Origin of the sequence: Schaalia turicensis, assembly GCF_019380255.1 — a bacterium.
Lineage (GTDB): Bacteria > Actinomycetota > Actinomycetes > Actinomycetales > Actinomycetaceae > Pauljensenia > Pauljensenia turicensis_A.
Map to the genome: position 1 here is coordinate 412,898 of NZ_CP048928.1, position 23,369 is coordinate 436,266.

Below are 23,369 nucleotides of genomic sequence, written 5' to 3' on the forward strand. Positions count from 1 at the left end.
AGAACTCTTGATATTCTTTTCAACGGTGGAGTCCTTATATCACTTCCGCTGGGAATCAGTTACCAGAACTCTTGATATTCTTTATGGTGCGCGGGTTAGACCGGATCGCCGGCTGGGAATCAGTTACCAGAACTCTTGATATTCTTTCCGTCCCCGAAAGCAAACTCTCACAACAGCTGGGAATCAGTTACCAGAACTCTTGATATTCTTTTCTAGCGGGTCGCCTATGCGGTGGACTTGCTGGGAATCAGTTACCAGAACTCTTGATATTCTTTCCAACCGCCGAAGCGCCGGTGTGAACACGCTGGGAATCAGTTACCAGAACTCTTGATATTCTTTTGTCCGACCAGAGGGTGTACGTCGCGTCGCTGGGAATCAGTTACCAGAACTCTTGATATTCTTTCAGACCACATACAAGCCACCGCAACAGGGCTGGGAATCAGTTACCAGAACTCTTGATATTCTTTGCCCGAATGTTCGGAATCCCCTCGCACCGCTGGGAATCAGTTACCAGAACTCTTGATATTCTTTGCGCGAAGCGTGGGGAGTTCCGCGTCCAGCTGGGAATCAGTTACCAGAACTCTTGATATTCTTTATAAGCTTTCTATCTTGGCTATCTCCATGCTGGGAATCAGTTACCAGAACTCTTGATATTCTTTCGGTTGGCGTACCATGCTCCGCCGGTTGGCTGGGAATCAGTTACCAGAACTCTTGATATTCTTTACGACGCGGGTAACGGGGTCGATAATTGAGCTGGGAATCAGTTACCAGAACTCTTGATATTCTTTGACGCGCTCATGCGCTCACTATGGCGAAGCTGGGAATCAGTTACCAGAACTCTTGATATTCTTTGCCGACGACTTGCCCGGCGTCATCGCGAGCTGGGAATCAGTTACCAGAACTCTTGATATTCTTTTGGCTCCCAACCGCACCACAAGGCCACCGCTGGGAATCAGTTACCAGAACTCTTGATATTCTTTAGAGCCTGTGGTTTTCCGCAGAATAGCGCGGGAAAGTGCCTTTGAGGCGTCAGAAAATCATCAATTGTTCTGGCGCCTCATCTGCTACTTGCTCACGTGCGTTCTCAAAACAGTAAGCAGACGACCACTGGCGATCAGTCACGGCAAGCACCCGAACCTTCCCTCCCGTTGGCAAGGATCCCTTAATCGCTTTGATCGTCGTCATATCGATTCCGCCAGTCGGCCAATACTTTACGTACACACTGAACTGAACCATCAAAAAACCGCGATCAAGCAAGAATTTTCGAAAACGTGTTGCCTCACGACGCTGCGGAGCCGTTAAAACAGGCAAATCAAACATCGCAACACACCACATCGGAGAATCAGGCATTCTTGAGATCCGTATTCAACGCTGATGGCCCCTGCCACGAAGGAACCGGGAGTTTTTCAATATCTCCTTCGACATAACGCCCATACTGTTGGGCGAGATCTAATAAGACACGTGGAACACTTCCGGCATCATTGAACGTCTGCATTGCAGCTGCAACCAAGCGTTTCTTCACACTTCGATCCGAAGGAGTAGCATCTGCCGGAAGGAACATCGCAATCTCATCAATACATGGTCGAAATGGTTCAATCAGATCATCAACAAGGTTGAACATATTTGAACGCCCTCGATGGAAAACCCCATTCGCAGGTCCAAGACCAGCGGCAAGAACAGCTCGGATTCCATGGCCACGTAGGATCGCATATCCATAATCGAGGCAGGAATTGGGGCCAAATAATGCGCCGATTCCTGGTGTTCGTTTTCCGAGAGTGTCTGAAAACTTACTCCAATAGATGCGCGCTGCTTGCCCTTCAAGATTGCTAGGGTCACCCGAACGAACTTGGCCAGCGATGTGTTCTAATTCTTGCGCTCCAGGCCTATTGAGATTTCGCAGAACTGCTGCCTGCCCTTGAATCTTTGAGCGAACAATACGTCCCCAAGCATTTTTCCTGCGAGGCAGACTCAACTCGAGCTGTGCTTTGTGGCGTGCTCCAACACGAGTGTGCTCTGACCACGAAAAGGCTCCCGATTCTGGAACTCCGCGCCAGTCGCAGAACAATACAGCGATATCTTTGTCCGTTAATCGATGGATTACACCTGCAGAAAACGAGACCTTCATTCCGATCAGAACAACGGCAACATCAGCAACGGATACTCGTTGGCTCACGCCATCAGAATTAACGACAACAATGGCACCGTCGTCCGAGTGGATCTTCCCTTCAAAAGAGGTGAAGTCCAGTATCCGCCACTGGCTACTCATCCCTATTGCAACTTACTCGAAAGGGGAAGGGAACGGTGTGAAACTACTCGTGGTTTTCCGTGCGTATCACGTCGATACAGAAAAACATTCCCAATTTTCAGAAGTTTATCAATAGCAGGCCGCCAGCCTTTCGTTTCTACGATTTTAACGATGTCGTCTGGGGCGTCGTCAGCTAAGCCTTCGCTTGCGATGAGCAGTGGTTTCAAACCGAGTTTAGCTTTATCTGGGAACCCAGTAACCTCCCACCTCGTTGCCTGCGGGTAGGTTTCATTGAAGGTTCCGATCTGTCCTGTCGTGAATCCAGACGGATCAATCTTCAACTCGTCCCCGACAACTAGCCAGCCAATTTGCTCAGCTGTTCCATTAGCGAGGGCCTCCCTCAACTTCGGAACTGCCGTGCGCACGCTGATCGTGTTTGCTGGAAGTTCAACAGTCAATAGATCCTCCTTCTGGAAGCGCACCAGATCGCACTGATAGACACGCAACATCGCATACGTTGTATTCTTACCCGAGATACGGAAGATGCGAGCGTGATGGATCCCAGCTCCGATCTCGCAGTAGCCTCCACGAATAGCCAAATAAGCGGCTGCAGTCGGGAAAAAATCCACGGTTTCGTTCGGGCCCAAACGCTTGTCGTGAAGACGAATAGTGCGCGAAGGATTCGCTGGCAAACCTTCCTTTGGATCGAAATCCGGATCTCGTGTCAGTGCTGTCCACAAAGCAGGAGTCGAGGCGCGGTCAATCAGCTCCACTGGCATCGCATCGCTGACAATGCGCTTATCGGATGCTTTAAAAGGCTTCACAGTGTCCTCGTGCACCGAACTAGAGCCAAGTCGAAGACGTTTGTTCTGGCAGATCGGGATGCGATCTTCTGCTAAGAAAACATTGAACAACTCAGAGGCACGAACCATTTCCTCGCACCAGTGTTCCCAACGCTTCCGTGCGGTATCACTTCCGCCGGTAAAGGACTTCCAGGTTTCCTGTTCACCTAGTACTCGCTGGGACTGGCGCATATTCATGCGTAGTGCAATAGTCTGAGCAATCCCGGGCTCCATCAAAGCAATCGTTAATGCATCCATCGCATGATGGCGCCGATCCAAACGCGTTTTACCCTTTCCGCCGATCAGATTAACTCGGCTCTCAAACCCAGATGCGCGACGTCCCTCTGCAGTTACAGCACCACGGAACACCCGAACCGTCACATCGTTTTCTGCTGAACGGTAGAAGCCCTCAATGCGATGACGTAGTTCGTTCGCCATCCACGCAACAGATTCCAGCGATCGACCATCGATCTCCGCATCAGCATGCTTCGTTTTCAGACGCAGACGAATCGCCTTCCTGAAGTCGTTCATTTCACGACCATTCATGCCGGGTTCAATCCTCATATCACTGACGCGCTTGTACGCTTCCTTCAGGCTGACTCCTGGTCGTTTAGTCTGTTCAGCCCAGACAGCGAAGGGAAGATTCGACTTCTGGTGATTGCACGCTCGGCAAACAGCAGCAAGGTTTTCACGAGTGTTTGTTGATGCAGCACCTTTTCGAGGAACAATGTGATCCATCTCAGCATCGGTATAGGTAATCGGCATGCCACAGTACAGGCATTGGCAATTCTGTCGTTGTAGAGCCAAATAACGCGTCAGCTCTGACCCACGAGGCTTTCCACCAATATCGAGACGCTCACGCATTTCAGCGAAGATTTTCTCGTTGCGATTACGGCGCGTTTGCAAAGAACGTTGATATTCGCGTGAAGCTTTTTCGCTACCGAGAGCGTCTCGGACATGCTCAATGTTGACCGATTCTGGAGTTCCCCACTGGTTTGTTGCAGCACTAATCCAACGCGCAACCTGCTTCAAAACACGATCAACGGCTGGGTTTCCAACAGGCTGTCCAATCGGCTCGGCTGGGGGAGTCCACGAATCATCCACCCCGAAGGCGATCTTACGAGCAGAGTGCAGATCGCACCCTTCGGACAGCATCGTATTGGTCAGTTTTTCCAACGAATCAACAGAGTAGGCTGCGCGACCACCAGGCAATTCAACTTTATCTAGAGCCTCTAGCTCTTCATCAGTGAAATCAGACAGGAACTCGCGCACGTCGTCATCAGCAAGCGACCCCTCGTCATCAGAGCCCACGTTGGACAGAGCGTTCACCATGGCACAGCGGTGATCGTAATCAGCATCTTTCCACCATGCGGAGAGCTTCTTCAGCTTTCCATTGAGAATCTTCTGCGATGTGACATCAAAAGGTGGTCGTGTACTGGGAGCAATCCCATCGAACCCCTCGGTGGCTGTTCCTTTCAGATGTGAACGCGGAATCTCAAGATTATCGGCGACCTCTTCCCATGTCGGAGCCTCAGTGAGACCAGCTTGATTCAGGAAATCAACAACAATCTCCGTCTCTTCTGGGGTTAGTGCACGAAGCTCTGTCCCTTCTTTGATACGTAGATTCTGGACGATGCTGACGATACGGAACTGCTGGAACGCAGGATGAGCTTTCTCTGCACGAAGCCCGTGTGCTCCCGGTAAAACATCTTTACCGACCCGCTTAGCGGCGCTTCCCTTCGGCGATTCGGCAGCAAAAACAAAGCCAATGATCTTCTTCAGGAGATCATTATCAAGCCCCTGAACGGTAGCAATACGCCGAAGCTCATTCGCGTTATCAGACTGCATGAGCTTGCCACCCAAGATTCCCTTTGGGCCACGCAACTTGCCTGTTTCAAACACATCAAGATAGACAGAGATGAGCTGCGCAGGAGTCTGATCGGCTGTTAAGGAAATACCTGTCTTTTCAGAAACCCGTTCAGCAAGAGCCTTCAACTGCTCGGAAGGATCCGCCTGAATGTGAAGAGACGAAATACGAGCATAGGGGCTACGCCACCCACGATGACGTGCCATATGGCGGAGCGCAATCGACAGTAGCTTGTCTTGTTCTGCTTTATCGTCAATGTGTTCCGTTGCAAGACGTGCACGAATTCGCCACGGAGAACGTGCGTCAGTAATAGTTGCGAGATCAACCAGTGGCCAGCCACATTCTTCAATGAAGGCGTCAAGCTCGTGTAGGCGCTTCTTGCGACGGCGGATGAGTCGACGCGTTCGTCTTGCTACCCCAGCTTCTGCCAAGCGAGTCGTCGCAGTCTTATTTCCACCAGGATCAATGCCTGAATCGTGCATATGCACCATTGAGTTCAAAAGCTGAATCGGCATACCCGATTCATCGACCTCAACCGCACAAAAACCAATGGAGTGTGTGCCTACGTCAATGCCAACACGGTAACGAAGCTGCTGAGAAGCGTCCTTGCAAAACATGTTTTTATAGTGACATAGACCATGTAGAAATGAAATTGCATTCGCGTCTTATTCAGGTATCAGCCCTCTCATCAGAGAAAACAGAGGGAACAAAAAGACCGGGCCACTCGAAAGAGTGACCCGGTGGAGCATTCAACGCCGCTAACGAGTCGGCGCTTACTGGGAATCAGTTAAGTGTCACTATACACGCGCGAGCTTCTCAATGGGAGCGTTTGGCACAACCCAATGCTCAAGAAAGATGAGAGGCACGAATGAGTGCCCTACTCGGCGCTGCCACCCTTGTCCTTACGACGGCGCACACGCTGACGCCGAGCCTTCGGCGCTGAGCCCTCAGTGCGCGGAACCTGCGTGTGGTTGCCACGACCACGCCCCTTCGTTCCACGGTCAGAACGACCCTGCTGGCCCGCATGGAACTCGCGATCCCCGTCCTTTGAACGACGATTACGTTCCGGTGAGTGCGAGCGACCCCTCGAACCGGATCCACCCTTGCTACCTCCGCGCCCCGAACCGGAGCGAGCACCCGAACGGCCAGAGCGGCCTCGTGAACCGTGAGCGCCACGCGGTGAAGAACCACCCAAGTCCTCTAGGACCTCGGCATTCAAGCCCGCAAGCTTACGCTGTGCGCGTGGCAGGCGACCCGTGGTGTCCGGCGCAATATCAAGGTCGGTGAACAGGTGGTCAGAGGTGTGGTAGGTCTCCAGCGGTTCTGGAACCCCCAAGCCCAACGCCTTCGAAATCAATGACCAACGCGGTGTATCATCCCAGTCCACGAACGTGACCGCGACGCCCGAATGTCCCGCGCGACCGGTACGGCCAATACGGTGGATATAAATCTTCTCGTCTTCGGGGCACTGGTAGTTAATGACGTGGGTGACGTCGTCAACGTCGATGCCTCGTGCGGCAACGTCGGTAGCAACGAGCACGTCCACCTTGCCATTACGGAAAGCACGCAGAGCCTGCTCACGAGCACCCTGACCCAAGTCACCGTGCAACGAACCAACTGCGAAACCACGCTCCGTCAGATCCTCGCCAAGGCGGGCAGCAGTGCGCTTCGTGCGACAGAAAATGATCGAACGGCCACGGCCCTCAGACTGGAGGATTCGCGCGACAACCTCGACCTTATCCATTGCGTGAACACGGTAAATCACCTGCTTGACGGAGTTCACGGTCTGGTTCTGATCCTCGGGATCTTGAGCGCGAATGTGCGTCGGCTGTTCCATGAACTTACGAGCCAAAGCCACAACCGGGCCGGGCATGGTTGCCGAGAACAGCATCGTGTGGCGGTTCGCGGGAGTGCGTGCAAGCAACGTCTCAACGTCGGGCAGGAAGCCCAGGTCGAGCATCTCGTCGGCCTCATCCAAAACGACCGTCTCGGCACCGTTCAGATGCAGAACACCCTTTCGGAGCAGGTCAATCAGACGACCGGGCGTGCCCACAACAATGTCCGCGCCCTTTTTCAACGCCTCGATCTGAGGTTCGAACGCGACACCACCGTAAATTTCCACGATGCGTGTCGACAGGTAGGCGGCAGCCTCGCGCAGGTCAGTGGCAACCTGCTTCGTCAGCTCGCGTGTCGGCAGGATGATCAGAGCCTGAGGCATGTTCGGGTTCAGCAATTCGTCATAGCCCTCTTCATCAGGAGCAATAACGTCTTCCAGAACCGGAATACCGAAACCGAGCGTCTTGCCCGTACCCGTCTTCGCCTGACCAATAATGTCGTGGCGATCAAGAGCCGGCGGAAGCGTCAGCGCCTGAATTGGGAACGGGTGCGTGATTCCCTTATCTTCCAGCGCGTCAACGATCGGGTCGGTCACGCCAAAATCAGCGAAGGACTTGTGCTCAAGATCCTCGTCGCCCGTGTCCACAACGTCCGGCGTTGCTTCGGGTTCAACAGCGACCGGAACAATAGTGCCTAGGCGGACAACGCCTGCGGAGTATTCAACGGTTTTCGGCTTGCTTGCCTCCTGCACGTCAGCTACTTGAGTGAATGCGGTGGCCTCGTCATTTTTTTCAACGGGCACATTGGTGCCCTGGGTATTCGTGGAAGTCACGATCTGCCTTCTCTCCCGGAAACGCCGGGGTGGGGGTAGCAGCCGATCGCGCATTATCGAGGCGCCAAGCGCGCGCAAAAACGTGGTATTCAAAGCGACCGGTCAGCTATGGTCACTCCCATTGTACGTTGGCATCTCAGTTTTCAGCCCGAGGATATGGTCACACTACATTCACGAGGCCACCCCGACCGCCCGGGTGCGCACGTTCAGTATGCGCACGGGGTGGGGAAAGTGCGCAGGTTGCGTGGACATCCGTCTTCGCGATTGAGATATCGGGGGAGTGCAGACGAGGCTAGGCTGAGAACATGGCTACTGAAAACGGTGCGGTTGAAGCCGCAGATATTGAAGTAATCGGTCTGCTCGCGTTCACGGCACTCGCCGCAATGACGCGACTGTCAAAGGACGGCGATCAAGCGCCGACCATCGAAGCCCATATCGAGCATGCGCGTATGTCCGCACGGGCTTTTGAACTCTTCACCCAGCTTGAAGCCTGGTGTACGAACCGTGACATCGACCTGCCTGCAGCAGCTGGGCAGTACAACGGTCTCTACGACGATCTGGATGCTCGCACACGCCCGACAACATGGTTCGAACGCTCAGTGAAAACCTACGTGACCATGGGAATTATCTCTGACCTGCTCGGCGAAATCGCTAGCCGGCACGAACTCTTCATCGAAGAAGCCGGAAACTGGGATGTCACGCAGGGGGAGTGGGTTCGTGACAATATCGCTCCGCTGATCTCCGCAGACGAGCAACTCGGCGCCCGCCTGTCCTTGTGGGCGCGACGCGTCGCAGGTGAAGCATTCGCTCTAGTGCGCGCAACACTGTTTACGCACCCCGCCCTTGGCCAAGACCCCGACACTGTTGATGCGATCGTCGCATTCGTCACCAAGCGTCACGGTGAACGTATGGAGCAGATTCATCTGAAGGCCTAACAGCGTCAACTCTCAGCCTGACACACCTGAACGCTCTTCTGCGAGCTGCGGAAGAGCGTTCAGTGTATGAAGACCGGGCTTCAGATCATGAAGCCAACGCGCCGCTTGGGCTCGTCGGCAATCTGCACGAAAGTCAGCGCGTGTCCGGGCACAAGATAACGAGCGCCCTCGGCGTCCGTCAGATCCAGAAGAGAGTCGCCTGTGAGCGCTTGAGCGACCTTTGCAGTCAGCTCATCAGCGGTCAGATCCAACTCAAGATGCAGTTCACGAGTGCTTTCGCGAACGCCGACGATGATATTCATACCCACTCCTTCACTCACTGAGCGATCTGTTTTTCGAACCTGACTTTAATGCTATGCACATTGGTTTCTACATGCCTCCTGAGATGATTACCCTATGAGCGAAATAAACGTACAGATTGCTACGCGCCCGCATGGATGGGCGGATATTCCGCCGCTGAATCATGCTCAGAAACAGGCATGCGATTCAGCGGAAATGCATTCTCTTATCGTTCGTGGTGCGCCAGGTTCGGGGCGGTCGACATGTGCGTTAGAAGTCTTCCGCCGTGCAATTGAAAAAGGCGAAGATGCCGTCATCATTGTTCCTGACCGCGTTCGTGCGCAGATCATGACCCCTCGGGCTCAGTTTTTTGCTCCCCGTACTCTTCGACCTGTTCGTACCCTGTCAGCTTTCGCGTATCGGATTGTGAATCAGTGGCGCGTTGAACGTCAAGAACCCCTGGGTGGCATTGAGCTTGTCACCGGCGCAATGCAGGATCAGCTGATCCAAGATCTACTGGAATCAGCTGATATTGAATGGCCGGACTCAATCTCGCAGGAAATGCGCGGAATGTCTGCTTTCCGCGATGAACTCAGGGATCTGTTTTCGCGCGCGGGTGAAGCCGGAATGGACGGTATCGCGCTCAGTCGCGCCGGTCATGACTTTGATAAACCCCAGTGGGTCGCAGCCGGTGAACTGCTCCGACGCTACCTTGAACAACCTCAATTCGCTCTTGAGTATCAGGGCACACTGGCGGTTGACATTTCTCGTATCCAAGCCCTGGCAGCAGATGTTCTTGGACAGTGGCAGGACAAAGCTGCTTCTCTGGGTATCACGGGCGAACGGCCACTTCCTGACCTCGTCATCGTCGACGACCTGCAGGACTGTACGGCATCCACTATCACTCTGCTCGCCCAACTGCATCAGCTGGGTAGTCGTATTGTCGCTTTTGCTGACTCAGATGTTGCCGTCGCTACGTACCGTGGTGGTGAGCCCCATTTGGATGGTCGCCTTGAAAAGACGCTCCATCTGAATTCTCATGAGCTGGGTGACGTGTACACAACCGCGCCCGTTCTGCGTGAACGCTACAAGGTGATCGCCCAGGGCATTGCGCATTCGGACAACAATCCTCGGCGTCAATGCGGGGTTGCTCCGCAGGCTCAGAAGCTCGACGGCAAGGTAATCACCCACGTTGGTGGCTCATACGCGCAGCTTGGTGCACACGTATCGCATGCCCTGCGTGCCCACTTCTTGCACGACAAGATTGCTTGGAAAGATCAGGTCGTCATCGTCAGATCAGAGGCCCTCGCTGAAGAAACTCGTCGCTATTTACGTCGCGGTGGAATCCCGGTTACCTCGCACTCTACTGCCTTCGATTTCCGGAGTATTGCAACAACTCGCATTCTTCTTGAGCTGATGAATTCTCACCCGCAGGCGCGTGGCGATGAATGTGCAGAGGCTCTTATTCATTCGCCACTGATCCAATGCGATGGGATGAAACTCTATTCGCTTCTTCAACGGGTCAGCGCATGGATGGGTGCAAGCATCCAGGATGCTCCGCTGGTTACGGCTTCCACGTTGATGAGCCAGCCGGATCTTTTGACGAACCAGGAAATCGGTTTTGTACCGCCGGAATTGCAACGCGCGGCGCAGATGTGGGGCATTTCAACGGATCAAGAACAGCGTCCACGCCAACTTCTATGGATGCTGTGGGATGCGGCAAATGTTGGTGACGACTGGAAAGAGCGCGCTCTAGCCAATGATCAGGACTCATCGTGGTACGACGACCAGCTGGACGCTGTTCTCTCCCTGATGCGCGTGGCAGACGTCTGGGAGCAACGTAACCCTGATGGGAACGCCCGCGATTTCGCAAAAGAACTGCTTGATCACACTGTCCCCGTCGATACGATCAGTCGCGTTGCAGTACGGCCTGACGGTGTCCGTGTGATTACTCCGGCACAAGCGATGGGTCGCCATTGGAGCGTAGTCGTCCTCATAGGGTTGCAAGACGGTGTGTGGCCAAATACGCGCCTGCGCACACGCGCGATGCGTGGTGACCTGCTGGCGGATGTTGCTTTAGGTAGGACAGGTGACGGCGCGAATGGGCGTGTTCTTCTCGATGAACCTCAGGTGGCGCGCAGAGCTGTCCTTGATGACGAACGTCGTCTGCTGGCAGCCGCAGTTTCTCGATGTTCAACATATCTGCATCTTGGTGTTGTCGTCGCTGAAGACTATGCGCCTTCACGCTTTTACGCGATTCTTGTGAATCCTGAAGGCCAAGAGGGCGGTGACATAGCAGTTCCGACTCCGGCACCTGCTCCTTTGAACCTCGAAGGTCAGATCGCTGAACTCCGTCGTGCTGCATCTGCGCCCGATGAAAGCGAAGACGAAGCGACGGCAGCATCTCTTCTTGCTCTTTTGGCTCGAGAAGGCATTTCCTCGGCGGACCCCGATGAATGGACTGGTGAAGGTCCGCTGACTTCCCAGCAACGCATTGCCTCTCAACGCGTTGTTCTTTCTCCGTCGCGTATCGAAGCGATGATGGATTGTCCTCTTCGCTGGTTCTTCTCGTCTATCGGTGCACAGCCTCGTGCCACGAATGCTCAATCAGTTGGGCAAATAATCCACGAGCTTGCTGAAGTCTTCCCTCGCGGGAGCACAGAAGAACTCCAATCCCACCTGCTCCAGGAGCTAGAAAGAATCGATATCGATATGCAGACCTGGGGCGGAATTGAGTTTAAAGATGCCGCCCTCGACAAGGTTGAGCATCTTGCTGAATACCTCGCGCAATGTCCGCACGACATTGAGATTGCTACCGAACGGGCGATCGAAGTCGACATGGATGGCGTCACGATCCGTGGACGCCTGGATCGCCTTGAGGTTGACCCCGATGGTCGCGTTCACATTGTTGACTTTAAAACAGGAAAAGTTGCGACCAAACAAGAAGCAAAAGATCACGCTCAGCTGGCGATCTATCAGATTGCTCTCGCTCAGATGATCGCAAACGGTGCAGACCTAGGGCTTGACCGTCAGGCCAGTGAAGTCAACGGTGCCAAGCTGGTCTTTCTGGCAAAGAAACTGCAAGAGCGCACGCAAAGCGTTCTTGACGAAGACGAAAAATGCGCCTGGCATGCCGTTATTCAAAGCGCAGGAGAAATCGCGCGTGGCATTCGCTTGCAGGCGAAACCAGATAATACGAAGTGCTCACGGTGCGTGTTTGCGCGCTCATGTCCTGCACAAGACAGCGGTCGAAGGACGGTGGACTGAACAATGACACAGCATGTCTATAGCGCTGAAGAGATCCAGCGACTGATTAACCCCAAAATCCATCCGACCCCAGAGCAAATTAAAGTCATCGAATCACCTCTACACCCGCTGCTGGTCGTTGCTGGCGCGGGTTCGGGCAAAACGGAAACGATGGCAATGCGCGTTCTCTGGGCGGTTGCCAACGAACCGGACATCACAGCGTCGCGTGTTCTGGGCCTGACTTTCACAAAGAAAGCCGCAGGTGAACTGAAAGATCGTCTACGTTCACGATTGAAGAAACTCAGCATTGGCATCGGAGCTTCCGAAAAGGAAAAGATCAGCAACGATGATGATTCTTCTGCGAAAACAAAGATGATCGACCCGCATGAAGAACCGACATCAATGACCTACAACGCCTTCGCGGGGCAGATTGTCAGCGAACACGGTTTACGGATCGGCTTGAATCCTGACGTCACAATGCTCAGCCAAGCTGGTTCGGTTCAGCTGATGACAGACATCATGACGAATTGGCCGAAACGCCTCGATGAGAACATCACGATTTCGTCTGCGGTCACGACGGCGTTGAGCCTCAACGGACAGTTGGGGGAGCATGGACTCAGCATCGAACAAGCTCGCGAACAGTTGGGACAATTCGGAGCGGAACTCACCGAAGTCGGCGATTCTAACGAAGATGCGCGTAAGGTGCAGGCGCGTAACCAGCTTCGTATCGCCCTCCTTGATCCCATTGCCCAGTTCCAACGCCGTAAGCGTGAACTCGGAGTCATGGATTTTTCAGACCAGCTGATCCTGGCCACTCGAATCGTGAATACCGTGCCCGATGTTGTTCAACAGATTCGTAAAGAATATGGGCTTGTTCTGCTCGATGAATTCCAGGACACCTCTGTCATCCAGATGGAACTCCTGTCAACGCTCTTCAAAGACCAGGCGGTGACTGCCGTCGGCGACCCGAACCAAGCAATCTACGGCTGGAGAGGTGCTTCGGCATCCTCGCTAGAATCATTCATGGAACGTTTCTGTTCTGAAGAACCCAAGCCGGAACAGACTCTGACGCTATCAACCGCGTGGCGTAACGATCGTCAGATCCTTGTATGCGCCAACGAAGTGGCAAAACCGCTTCGCTCACATTCGCATGCTGCAACGTCTCCGGTCCTCGTCGAATCTACATTGGCAACTGAAGGCGATGTTGAAATTGCCTATGAAGCTGATCGCGATGCTCAGATCGCGCACGTTGTTGACTACGTGCAACGCCTTCGCAATACCCATCGGAGTGAGTGGAAGATCGGCATTCTCTGTCGCAAGAAGAGCCACTTTCTTCCCATTGACCGCGCACTTCGCGAGCATGGCATTCCCACCCAAGTTCTCGGGCTCGGCGGACTGCTGGAACAACCGGTTGTTGCTGACCTGCGTGCAGCCCTCGAGATTACGAACTCAGTAGATGCATCTCCTGCCCTGTTGAGACTCCTTGTTCGTGAAGATATCGGAGCGTCCGACCTGCGTTTGCTGGGGCAGTGGGCAAGCCGTCTGAACCGTAAGAGCAGAGGAACTCCGTATGAGGGCGTGCTTCTGTCAGCCGTTGATTCTCCTCCGGAAGTGGGATGGACGTCTACGAATCGTCAAGCGGGATCGTCACAATCCGATTCCGTTGCAGAGAGTGCCAACGATGCTCCTCAAGAATCGGATGCGCAGACGGAGGCGCTTGATGGTCCATCGTTCTCTGAAGGTGGATATCGTCGCGTTCTTCGCCTCGGAGAGCGCCTGCGAAAACTACGCTCGTTGCGTGGGCATGGGCTGGTTGAACTCGCAGAACGAGCAAGCCAGATCATGGGGATCCTCGATGATGCGATCGCCGACCCGCTGGGTTCAGGTGCTAGGGAATCGCTCGATGCCTTTATCGACCAGATTGCAGAATACGAATCAAGCGTTGATAACCCCACTCTTGCTGGTCTTGTCGAATGGCTGAACGTTGCAGAAAGCGATCCGGCAGGGCTCAAAGGCGTTGACGTTCAACCGGACCCGTCCGCAGTGCAGATCCTGACAGTGCACGGATCCAAAGGCCTGGAATGGGATAGCGTCATTGTCTTTGGAATGTCCGATACAATTTTCCCCTCGCACCGTAGCAAGAGCGTGTATTGGCGGGACGAGCCTCCAGCCCAAACCGGCTGGGTCATGGCTCCTGAAGAACTCCCGCATCCGTTGCGAGGTGACTATGGCGACCTCCCACCTTTCACCATTGATGTTTCTAACGGACGCACCCCATCCGCAGGATTCTCAAAGTGGTTAAAGACCGTGTATGGGCCGGAACTTGGTGCACACGTAGAAAGGGAAGAACGTCGTCTGGCATACGTGGCAATGACACGAGCACGCCACACGCAACTCCTCATCGGCTCGTGGCTGGATGAGAGCAAAACCCTACGAAACCCTTCCCGCTACCTCATGGCATCACGGCATGCGATGATCGAAGACTTCGAACAGACCTTGGCGACAGGGCAAGTCGTGTGGGCAAACGGAAACGTGGATGTCAAAGACGGCAACGAGTTGCAGGAACTTCAAAAACGAATCGACGGCTTAAACGACGTCATTCCCGAAGCTCCAACATCGGAGTCGTTTGCGCAAGACAGTGAGGAAGACACCATCTACTTCCCCTTCGAAATTGGTCCATCACGTCAAGCGGTCGCCAAAGGAGCCCAGCGCGTGCGACAAGCTCAAGCAGAGCTGAAAACGGACGCCGACGTCTTCGAACTGCTCGACGCCTTGGGTGAATCTCAGCGCGTTAAAGACGTGACAGCGCTCATTGAGGAACATCGACTTGCATCAAGCAAAGAAACCATGGTGATCCACCAGGATCATATTCCGGCAACCTCGGTTTCAAAGATGCTCGAAGACATCGACGCGTTTGCTCTGGATATGCGCAGACCCATGCCCGCTCAACCCAGCGACAGCGCAACGCTTGGAACGATTTTCCACGCGTGGGTTGAACGACAACTGCATCTTGCCAGCGCAGAAGAACGCGATGAGCCCGTTGCTGGGATCGAGACCCTTGATGATCACGAACGCGCCCGATTGCGACACATGCAGGACAACTTCGTCGAGCTTCCCATCGTCAAAACGGGCACACCGATCGCTATCGAAGAAGCATTCAGCGTCAAGGTCGCTGATATTTCAGTCAATGGCAGGATCGACGCTGTCTTCGAAGACAAACACGGTAAAACAATCATCGTCGACTGGAAGACGGGGCGGGCTCCACACAGGAACACGAAGAAGGAAACACTGCGTTACTACGCGACTCAGCTCCGCCTCTACCGGCTGGCCTGGTCGCAACTCACCGGGCTCGCGGAAGAATCAATCACTCCGATGCTTGCCTTCGTGGATGCCAACACAACTGTTTCCCTTGATGATCTGGTGAAACTAGGTGGTGCAGGCCTCGAAGAAAGCCTAGAAGACGAAGTGAAAAGGACCTTGAAGCGGGCCTAGGCGCAATACAGTTCGGGCCCACACGACAGTTCGTGCCCACACGGACACCGCGTGGGCACGAACAAATGCGCCAAATATGCTTCGCCGGAACTTGCTTCAGTCTCTGGCCATTACTCCTGATCCAAGAAGTGCAGGCGCTCAGTCGGAGCCTCGTTCACATCGGTAGAAGCGCGTAAAACGGACGAAGGCGAGGGAGCCGAAGACGTGGAAGCCGAATCGGATTCTGACTGAGAACCGGACTGTTGCGGATCGTCATCATCTGCGCGGTTATCATCCACGCGCTTATTGGCATCGTCGTAGTCCGCAAGCAACGTTTCAACGTCGTGCCCGTGACGCCCATGACGCCCAAACCTGGTGAAAAGTGATGCTGGCAAACCAAATCGTGTTGCAAGACTCGCCTTTTCTTCGGGCGCGTCCTGATCACAATCAGCATCGACTTCAGAGTAAGAGTCATCGTCGGCACAACGATCCGGGGCTGCGTAGTCGCCGGAGTCCGAGTAATCGTCAGAATCTGAAAGATTGGCGGCGCCGAGGCGGCCTGCTACGACGTTGAAATCAATGACCTCAGTCTTCTGGTTCGCAAGCTCTGCGCCAGCAAAGGAGGACGTGGAGAAAGCTGGTGCCCGGCGCGAAGAAGAAGCAGAATCGGAGGCAGAGGAGACGGAAGGCGACGGCACGGAAGCAGAAGATGCAGGCGATGGGGCGGAAGGTGCGGTAGTGCCAGAATCAGAAGCCTGAGAATCCTGTGTCTGAGCAACATGCGCATGCGGGCGTTCAACGATTTGCGCGTCCCCCAGATCTGTTGAAAGCTCACTGAGCATGTGGCGCGCGTCAGAAATGATGCTTCGGTCTTCCGCGTGCAAGCCGTGAACCAGCCAGCGCACAATAGCAAGCTCAGACAACAGTTGCGCACGAGTAAATAACTGCAGATCAGCAACCGTTCGTTCCTGAGAATATGCGGCGCGAAAACGCTCCAAGAAAGCATCCGATGCAGACGCAAGAACCCACGCGATGTCCTGAGCGGGATCGCCGACGTGCGCAGAAGTGAAGCCAGTCATCGCGCGAACAATGCCCGCTTCGACGATGACGGAATTGCCTTGAATATCGCCGTGGATCGGGGCTGCGGGGAAGCGCCACAATGACAGATCCTCAAGGGCTGCTTCCCAACGGTTCCAGAGGTTCGCGGGAATCAGGACCTGAGACGCCACCTCGTCAAGCATCGCCAGATGGCGTTCGCGACATTCAGAGACGGAGTATGCGGGCAGGTTAATGCCGGTGTAAATGACCGGAGGAAGGTTGTGAAGTGCTGCAAGGGCTTTACCGAGCGAATCGGGAAGAAGGTTCGGATTGTCGAAGTCGTCGTCGCTCATCGGGTGCCCGCCAAGGTCTTGGTGGACGATGACACGATCACCTTCAGGGGTCAGGGTTGTGCCGTGGATTCGCGGGACGTCGAAGGGGATTTTCTTCGCGTCTTTCGCTTTCGCCAGCCGGGTGAGGACGCCTGACTGAGCGTCCAAATCGAGTCCGCCGACGCTGGAGTGCGGGCAGGTGACGGTCCATTTATTGCCGGCTGAATCGATGATGCCGGTGACGGAAAGAACCTCGTCGGCAAATTGTGGTTCGCGCAGACCCGCAACGGAAAGTCCGGGGACAGCGGCGGTCGCTAGGGCAGCAAGTTCAAGCGGAGTTTTCGGGCGCATCACAGTTTAACGGTACATGGGTGTGTGCCTGAAGCGATGGTGCGGCTTGCGCTTCGTCAGGTTTTTGTGGTCGACGAGGCCGGCCTCGCCGATGATTTGGCTGAATGCCGTAGTGAGTGGCCGGTTCGGGAAGAGGTTCAAAGTATGTGATCTTTCTTGAAAGGGTCAATATGTGGAAAGGGATGGTCAAGTATGTGTAATACATGCCCATAATTAGGGCATGAGCACACTTGATATGAATCGTTTGTCCGACACTCTTCGACCTGTTTACGAGGCCGTTGTTGCCCGCGACCCGGGGCAGCCCGAATTCCACCAGGCCGTCTACGAGGTCCTGCTGACGATTGCTCCGCTTGCCGAGCGCAAGCCTGAATACGCTGACCTTGAGATCTTTAAGCGCGTTGTCGAACCGGAACGCCAGATCATGTTCCGTGTCCCTTGGATGGACGACAACGGCAAGATCCAGGTGAACCGTGGCTACCGCGTTGAGTTCAATTCCGCGATCGGCCCGTACAAGGGCGGTCTGCGCTTCCACCCGTCCGTCAACCTGTCGATCATTAAGTTCCTTGGCTTCGAACAGATCTTCAAGAACTCCCTGACCGGCCTGCCGATTGGTGGTGGCAAAGGTGGCTCCGACTTCGACCCGAAGGGCAAGTCCGATGCTGAGGTCATGCGTTTCTGCCAGTCCTTCATGACTGAGCTCTACCGCCACATCGGTCCCGACACCGACGTTCCCGCAGGTGACATCGGTGTTGGTGGTCGCGAGATCGGCTACCTCTTCGGCCAGTACAAGCGCATCACCAACCGTTACGATGCGGGTGTCCTGACGGGCAAGGGTCTGAACTGGGGCGGTTCCTTCGCGCGTACCGAAGCAACCGGCTACGGCTTGGTCTACTTTGCCGAGGAAATGCTGAAGTCGAAGGGCACCTCGTTCGACGGCAAGAAGGTCGTCGTTTCCGGCTCCGGGAACGTTGCCATCTACGCGACTGAAAAGGCTCAGCAGCTGGGCGCGACTGTCATCGCCGTCTCGGACTCCTCCGGTTACGTGGTGGATGAGGCTGGCATTGATGTTGCACTTTTGAAGGACATCAAGGAAGTTCGACGAGGCCGCGTTTCCGACTACGCCAGCGAGCGTTCGTCGGCGCGATTTGTTTCGGGCGGCTCCATCTGGGATCTGCCGTGTGACGTCGCTCTGCCGTGTGCAACTCAGAACGAACTCCCCGTTGAGGCCGCGAACACCCTGATTAAGAACGGCGTCCAGCTGGTCGCTGAGGGCGCAAACATGCCGACCACCCCGGAAGCGATTGAAGCCCTGCAGTCCGCGGGTGTTGCCTACGCTCCCGGCAAGGCGTCGAACGCGGGTGGTGTTGCCACCTCCGCTCTGGAAATGCAGCAGAACTCGGGTCGTACGCAGTGGGCGTTCGAGGAGACCGACGCGAAGCTTCACCAGATCATGGTGAACATCCACGCGAACTCGGTTGCAACTGCCGAAGAATATGGTGTGGCCGGAGACTATGTTGCTGGCGCAAACCTTGCGGGCTTCCTGAAGGTTGCTGACTCGATGGTTGATTTTGGTCTGATCTGATCAGCCGTATTGTGAGCATCTGAACGCTTCAAACCCTGCCCGGTGGCGGTGTGTAGGTTGAACCTCATACCGCTACTGGGCAGTGATGTATCTACCAGATGCTCTGAATCGACTAGTGTAGTGGCGTGGCTACAGAATTTTCAGAAGAGATCCAGAACCTGCGTACGACTATGGAGAACGTCCTCGCGGTCGTCCAACCCGATAAGCTCCGTAGCCAAATTGAAGACCTCGAGAAGCAGGCAACGGCCCCCGATTTGTGGGATGACCCGTCACACGCCCAGGAAGTGACCTCGGCCCTCAGCCATCGTCAAAGCGAACTCGATCGCGTGACCAAGATGGTGGATCGCATCGATGATCTTGAAGCCATGGTTGAAATGGCAGGTGAAGATCCTGAAGAATCCGCAGAGATCCTGGAAGAAGCCGACGGAGATCTTGCCACGTTGAAGGCCGATATCTCCGACCTTGAAATTCGTACCCTGCTTGATGGTGAGTACGACGAGCGCAATGCTGTCATCACGATCCGCTCCGGCGCAGGTGGTGTTGACGCCGCTGACTTCGCAGAGATTCTGCTTCGTATGTACCTGCGTTGGGCAGAACGCCACGGCTACCCGACCAAGGTGATGGATACGTCTTACGCCGAAGAAGCTGGCTTGAAGTCGGCAACCTTCGAAGTCCAGGCTCCCTACGCCTACGGCACCCTCTCGGTTGAAGCAGGCACTCACCGTCTGGTCCGAATCAGCCCCTTCGACAATCAGGGACGTCGCCAGACCTCCTTCGCGGCAGTCGAAGTTATCCCGCTGATCGAATCCACCGACCATATCGAAATTCCGGAAAACGAACTGAAGATCGACGTCTTCCGCTCGTCCGGTCCCGGTGGTCAGTCCGTGAACACGACCGACTCCGCTGTTCGTATGACGCACATTCCAACCGGCATTGTCGTGTCGATGCAGGACGAAAAGTCGCAGATTCAGAACCGAGCGGCCGCTCTTCGAGTCCTCCAATCCCGACTTCTTGTCCTTCGCCATGAAGAAGAACAGGCGAAGAAGAAGGAACTCGCCGGTGATGTGAAGGCATCGTGGGGTGACCAGATGCGTTCCTACGTTCTCCAGCCCTACACGATGGTGAAAGACCTTCGTACCCAGTTCGAATCCGGTAGCCCGCAGAACGTTTTCGATGGTGACATTGACGGCTTCATTAACGCAGGCATCCGCTGGCGCAAGAACCAAGCGAACGAACAGGCAGAGGCCTGACCTGATCCGATCCCGAGTCAGGGAAAAGAAGCGAACGCTGGTCGGCCTCGTCGATCATGGTCGACATACTGCACTGAAGCGTAAGCTCGCGCCACGGCGAAGCAGTTGGCTAGAAAACGCTGAAAGTATCGCCCTCGTCACCTTTTTAACAGGTGGCGGGGACGGATTTAACAGGTGGCGGGGGCGGAACTGAATCCGGCGCGTGTCGCTTCAGCCCGCGTTAGAAAACCTTGCCTAGTCTGATTGAGACCATAACCTTCAATTGGACGGCCTAATGATTCGATTTGATGACGTAACCATGGTGTACACCGCAGGTGCGAAGCCTGCGCTCGACCATGTGTCTTTGGAAGTTGAACGGGGAGAATTCGTATTCCTTGTCGGTAAGTCCGGCTCGGGCAAATCCACCTTCCTTCAGCTTGTGATGCGCGAAATTAAAGCAACCTCCGGTCACGTGTGGGTCCTCGGCAAAGAGGTCTCCAAGCTCCGTAACTGGGCGGTGCCAGGACTTCGCCGTCAAGTCGGAACCGTCTTCCAGGACTTCCGCTTGCTCCCATCAAAGACCGTGTACGAAAACGTCGCGCTCGCAATGCAGGTGATTGGTAAGCCGAAGCACGCTATTAAGACCGCCGTCCCAGAAGCACTGGCGTTGGTTGATCTGGCAGGTAAGGAAAACCGCCTGCCCCACGAACTCTCCGGTGGTGAAGAACAGCGCGTCGCAATCGCACGCGCAATGGTGAACCGTCCCGAACTGCTACTGGCGGATGAGCCCACCGGTAACCTCGACCCCGATACCTCGCTTGGCATCATGCGTCTTCTGGACCGTATTAACCGCCAGGGGACCACGGTTGTCATGGCAACCCACGACGCCGACATCGTGAACCAGATGCGCAAGCGCGTCATCGAGCTACAGGGCGGTCACGTCATCCGAGACCAGTCGCGTGGCGTCTACGGGGCGGTGAACTAACCATGAAGCTTCGTTTTATTCTCTCTGAAGTCGGCAAGGGACTGGCGCGCAACCGTGCAATGTCCGTCGCCGTCATCATCGTCACCTACGTTTCCCTCCTATTCGTCGGTGTTGCTGGCCTATCGCAGATGCAGGTCATGCAGATGAAATCGCAGTGGTACGACAAGATTGAGGTCTCGATCTACATGTGCGCCACCGACGATGCAACGCCGTCCTGTAACGCAACGGAAGCGACCGAGGCTCAGATCAGCGCCGTTCGTGACAAGCTCAATTCCGCGGACATGTCGCAGTACGTGAAGAACGTATACGAAGAATCCAAGGAAGAAGCGTACGAAAACTACTTGAAGCTCTACGGGGATTCCACGATCAGCGAATGGACAACGGTAGACATGATGCCCGTTTCCTTCCGCGTGAAGCTCGTTGACCCCGAGCAGTACTCAATCATCAAGGAAGAATTCTCCGGTGCTGCCGGTGTTTCCCAGGTGAAAGACCAGCGCGAAATTATCGAGCCGCTGTTCAACGTCATTGACGCTGCGCGCCTGATGGCCCTCGGCCTGGGTGGTGTCATGATTATCGCCGCCATCCTGCTGATTTCGACCACGATCCGCCTGTCGGCAATGAGTCGCGAGACGGAAACACAAATTATGCGTTACGTCGGTGCCTCGAACCTGTTCATCCAAGCACCCTTCATGATCGAAGGTGCGCTTGCCGCAATCGCCGGCGCAATCCTGGCAGTGGGAACACTGTTCGCCGGCGTTCACTTCCTTGTCCAAGGCTGGTTGGCTCCGTCATTCAGCTGGACCAGCTTTATCGGCGCCACCCAAGTGTGGATTATGACGCCGATCCTTATCCTCGCAGCGGTTGCGTTGGCACTGATCGCGTCCGCAGTTTCCTTGGCTAAATACACGAAGGTCTGATCATGAAGAAGTCGATTCGTCTTCACGTTCCTGTTGCAGTTGCATGGAGCGCATCGATTGGTGCGCTGTGCATGTACAGCTTCATTCCCGCGAATGCTGACGAGCGAGATGATGCTGTGAGCAAACAGGATGCCGCGGCTCAGCAAGTTTCTAATCTCAAGACTGAGATTGAGGGTATTGATGCGACACTCTCGCAGCTCTTCTACGACCTTGAAGCAGCAAACGCGCAGATTCCTGCTGCTCAGAAAGCACTGGAGGCCACTCAGGCGAAGCGCGATGCTGCGAATCGTGAACACGAAGTCGCAATGGGACAACTTCAGGTCGCTCAAGCGAAGAAAGCTGAGATTGATGAAGAGGTCCACGCTTCCTCGTCACGCCAAGAGGAAGCCAACAAGGCGATCGGTAACTTGGCTCGCTCCATGTACCAGGACGGCACTAGTTCTGCAGTCCTGCTTGCCCTGACGAAGAGTGGAACCGAGTCAATTGACGATCGAGCATCAGCGGCTGACGCCATGGCCCGTTCTCAAGCCCAAGCGCTCAACGCTGCGATGGAAATGAAAGCGACCCAACGTAGCCAAGCAAGTCGCCAGCAAGCAATCTCTGACCGCGTGGCAGCACTTGAAGCTCAAGCTCAGAAGGCCCTTGATGACGCTGCGGCGGCAGAAGCTGAAGCCCAAGCGGGTGTTGACGCCCTAGAAAAAGCCAAAGCTGACGCCCAAGTGAAGCAAGCGGAGTGGGACTCCAAGAAGTCCGAAGTGAACCAACAGCTGGCTCAGGCGCAGGCTGACTATGATGCTCAGACCGCGAAGATTCAAGAGATCGATGCGGCTAACAGGGCTGCGAACAGGATCTACTCGTCGGCGAATGCGAGCGGTTTCCATAACCCGGTTCAAGACAGCTCGATGATTATTACGTCGCCCTTCGGCTGGCGTATGCACCCTGTGCTCGGCTATCAGAAGTACCACTCGGGCGTTGACCTCGCTGCGCAGTGTGGTGAGCCCGTCTACGCGATGACATCCGGCGTTGTTCTGGATGTTTCAAGCAGTATCTCTGCCGGCAACTACGTGGACGTGAACCACGGAATGCTCGGCGGTAACTCCGTGATCACCGAATACCTGCACATGCAACGCATCTATGTTTCGCCCGGACAGTCGGTGAGTGCCGGAACAGTGCTTGGCGAGGTCGGCATGACCGGCTATGCCACCGGTTGCCACCTGCACTTCGGTGTTCTGCAGAACGGCGTGAACGTTGACCCGATGGGGTACTTGTAAGCCAATGTGGCTCGCTGATCTGATGATTGGCTGAGTCGGAAGGCGGGGACAAGCTCAGCTTGTCCCCGCCTTCCGTTGATACTGGCATTTTACGAGGCTTGAGCAAGCCCC

At 55.0% G+C, this 23,369-nt stretch carries 14 protein-coding genes and 1 CRISPR repeat array (1 of these 15 cut by a window edge); of the genes, 8 read left to right on the top strand and 6 right to left on the bottom strand.

Annotated features, from left to right (window positions below; genetic code table 11):
• A CRISPR array of direct repeats spans nt 1-980; the repeat unit is 36 nt; unit sequence GCTGGGAATCAGTTACCAGAACTCTTGATATTCTTT; it begins 658 nt to the left of the window's first position.
• A 49-nt stretch (nt 981-1,029) separates the two neighbouring features.
• From cas2 to G5S47_RS01810, 4 genes are all read right to left on the bottom strand, one after another.
• Nucleotides 1,030-1,350: a CRISPR-associated endonuclease Cas2 gene (cas2, locus tag G5S47_RS01795; protein ID WP_103632373.1), complete on the bottom strand. Its 321-nt coding sequence runs from the start codon at nt 1,348-1,350 to the stop codon at nt 1,030-1,032.
• The gene (gene cas1, locus G5S47_RS01800) at nt 1,343-2,266 is read right to left on the bottom strand and encodes a type II CRISPR-associated endonuclease Cas1 (protein WP_103632374.1); all 924 of its coding nucleotides are present in this window, start codon (nt 2,264-2,266) and stop codon (nt 1,343-1,345) included. Before cas1 ends, cas2 begins: the two co-directional genes overlap by 8 nt.
• A gap of 2 nt (nt 2,267-2,268) precedes the next feature.
• Entirely contained in the window at nt 2,269-5,571 is a 3,303-nt protein-coding gene (cas9, locus tag G5S47_RS01805) for a type II CRISPR RNA-guided endonuclease Cas9 (RefSeq protein ID WP_103632375.1), read from the bottom strand.
• 260 nt (nt 5,572-5,831) lie between these two features.
• The gene (locus G5S47_RS01810) at nt 5,832-7,676 is read right to left on the bottom strand and encodes a DEAD/DEAH box helicase (RefSeq protein ID WP_219585682.1); all 1,845 of its coding nucleotides are present in this window, start codon (nt 7,674-7,676) and stop codon (nt 5,832-5,834) included.
• A 251-nt stretch (nt 7,677-7,927) separates the two neighbouring features.
• Between G5S47_RS01810 and G5S47_RS01815 the strand changes: the two genes are divergently transcribed.
• Nucleotides 7,928-8,557 carry a ferritin-like fold-containing protein gene (locus tag G5S47_RS01815; protein WP_006680923.1) on the top strand — a complete coding sequence of 210 codons (630 nt, stop codon included), beginning with the start codon at nt 7,928-7,930 and terminating at the stop codon, nt 8,555-8,557.
• Nucleotides 8,558-8,637: 80 nt separating this feature from the next.
• Here the strand turns inward: G5S47_RS01815 and G5S47_RS01820 are convergent, their stop codons facing one another.
• On the bottom strand, nt 8,638-8,859 hold the full coding sequence (locus G5S47_RS01820) for a DUF3107 domain-containing protein (RefSeq protein WP_006680924.1): 222 nt from the start codon (nt 8,857-8,859) through the stop codon (nt 8,638-8,640).
• Nucleotides 8,860-8,953: 94 nt separating this feature from the next.
• Here G5S47_RS01820 and G5S47_RS01825 point away from each other — a divergent pair, with 94 nt between their 5' ends.
• Both G5S47_RS01825 and G5S47_RS01830 read left to right on the top strand, forming a co-directional pair.
• Nucleotides 8,954-12,103: a PD-(D/E)XK nuclease family protein gene (locus G5S47_RS01825; RefSeq protein ID WP_219585683.1), complete on the top strand. Its 3,150-nt coding sequence runs from the start codon at nt 8,954-8,956 to the stop codon at nt 12,101-12,103.
• Nucleotides 12,104-12,106: 3 nt separating this feature from the next.
• Complete coding sequence (locus G5S47_RS01830) at nt 12,107-15,574, top strand: ATP-dependent helicase (RefSeq protein WP_219585684.1); 3,468 nt, start codon at nt 12,107-12,109, stop codon at nt 15,572-15,574.
• Nucleotides 15,575-15,684: 110 nt separating this feature from the next.
• Here G5S47_RS01830 and G5S47_RS01835 read toward each other — a convergent pair whose 3' ends face one another.
• Nucleotides 15,685-17,274, bottom strand: a complete 1,590-nt coding sequence (locus G5S47_RS01835) for a phosphotransferase (RefSeq protein WP_257878504.1) — start codon at nt 17,272-17,274, stop codon at nt 15,685-15,687.
• 220 nt (nt 17,275-17,494) lie between these two features.
• Here G5S47_RS01835 and gdhA point away from each other — a divergent pair, with 220 nt between their 5' ends.
• The 5 genes from gdhA (at nt 17,495) to G5S47_RS01860 (ending at nt 23,258) form a co-directional block, all read left to right on the top strand.
• The gene (gene gdhA, locus G5S47_RS01840) at nt 17,495-18,856 is read left to right on the top strand and encodes an NADP-specific glutamate dehydrogenase (RefSeq protein ID WP_219585686.1); all 1,362 of its coding nucleotides are present in this window, start codon (nt 17,495-17,497) and stop codon (nt 18,854-18,856) included.
• A 125-nt stretch (nt 18,857-18,981) separates the two neighbouring features.
• The gene (prfB, locus tag G5S47_RS01845) at nt 18,982-20,106 is read left to right on the top strand and encodes a peptide chain release factor 2 (protein ID WP_103632381.1); all 1,125 of its coding nucleotides are present in this window, start codon (nt 18,982-18,984) and stop codon (nt 20,104-20,106) included.
• Between the two features lie 274 nt (nt 20,107-20,380).
• Nucleotides 20,381-21,070, top strand: coding sequence for a cell division ATP-binding protein FtsE (gene ftsE, locus G5S47_RS01850; protein ID WP_006680930.1), 690 nt, complete (start codon nt 20,381-20,383; stop codon nt 21,068-21,070).
• Nucleotides 21,071-21,072: 2 nt separating this feature from the next.
• Entirely contained in the window at nt 21,073-21,987 is a 915-nt protein-coding gene (gene ftsX, locus G5S47_RS01855; protein ID WP_219585687.1) for a permease-like cell division protein FtsX, read from the top strand.
• 2 nt (nt 21,988-21,989) lie between these two features.
• Entirely contained in the window at nt 21,990-23,258 is a 1,269-nt protein-coding gene (locus G5S47_RS01860; RefSeq protein ID WP_219585688.1) for a peptidoglycan DD-metalloendopeptidase family protein, read from the top strand.
• The last annotated feature ends 111 nt before the right edge of the window (nt 23,259-23,369 follow it).